The sequence below is a fragment of the Alysiella crassa DSM 2578 genome (genome assembly GCF_000745955.1).
Classification (GTDB): domain Bacteria; phylum Pseudomonadota; class Gammaproteobacteria; order Burkholderiales; family Neisseriaceae; genus Simonsiella; species Simonsiella crassa.
The window spans coordinates 1-1216 of record NZ_JQKH01000157.1; the positions used below are offsets into that span (position 1 = coordinate 1).

A 1216-nucleotide genomic window follows, 5' to 3' on the forward strand; every position below is an offset into this window, starting at 1 on the left:
TATTACACACCGAATTTTAATGATTTGAATAATTTGGTGCGTGGTACGCACCCTACATTTTGGGTGTTGGTAAAAATTGTCGTGTACTGAAAGGCAGCCTGAAACATTATTTCACTTTTAATTTATGGTGTTTTTTGCGCAATAATTTCATCAATACGCCGCTATTTGCACCAAACAGCACGGAAATCAAATACCAAATCCCACAAAACAAAATAATGGTCGGGCCAGAAGGCAAATTCGCCGAGTGATGATACGACAACAGCAAACCCGCATAACCACACACCAGCGCACCCAACACCGTTACCACCATCAACGCCCCCATACTACGCACCCACAGCCGCGCCGCAATCGCAGGCAACATCATCAAACCCACCGACATCAACGTCCCCAACGCCTGAAACCCCGCCACCAAATTCAACACCACCAACACCAAAAACACAATATGCCACACCCCACCATAACCCTTTACCGCACGCAAAAACAAAGGGTCTATGCTTTCCAAAATCAGGGGGCGGAAAATAATCGCCAAAGTCAAAATCGTTACAGTCGCCACGCCACCCATTAAACGTAAAGCGTTTAAATCCACCGCCAGCACCGAACCAAACAGCAAATGCAGCAATTCCACACTATTACCGCCCAAACTCACCAAAATCACGCCAATCGCCAAGCTACTTAAATAAAACGCGGCGAAATTTGCGTCTTCTTTCACTTCGGTAAATCGGCTCACCAAACCCGCCAACAAAGCCATCAACACCCCCGCAATAAATCCCCCCAAACCCATCGCAGGCAAACTCAACCCCACCACCATATAACCCACCGCCGCCCCCGGTAAAACAGCATGGCTCAAAGCATCGCCAATCAAACTCATGCGGCGCATAACCAAAAACACGCCCACAGGCGCAGCCGACAGAGCAAGAAACACCACCGAAGCCAGCGCGTATCGCATAAAATCAAATTCTGTAAAAGGGGCAATTAAGTATTCGTGTAGCATTTTTGTTTTATCAATAAAAAAGTTAAAAAATATTCAGGCTGCCTTGCGCTACCCTACAAAAATAAAATATTGCCTGAAATCGTTGAGATACAGCAATCTAACCCCCTCTCCTTTGGGCATGGGTATCTATACATCTTTTTACAATAAAATTAAAAGGTTATTTGAAATATCAATTCAATAGCCCTTAATTTTAGTTTCAAAATCACGCGTAACACGGCGAGATTT

1 protein-coding gene is annotated in these 1216 nt (G+C 44.9%); it reads right to left on the minus strand.

Going from position 1 to position 1216, the window contains the following annotated elements; genetic code table 11:
* Positions 1-106: 106 nt before the first annotated feature.
* Positions 107-991, minus strand: coding sequence for a metal ABC transporter permease (locus Q338_RS12525; protein ID WP_034296114.1), 885 nt, complete (start codon positions 989-991; stop codon positions 107-109).
* Positions 992-1216: the final 225 nt, after the last annotated feature.

Coding starts and splice junctions, on each gene's coding strand:
- Q338_RS12525 (WP_034296114.1), bottom strand. CDS start 991: ATGCTACACGAATACTTAATTGCCCCTTTTACAGAATTTGATTTTATG.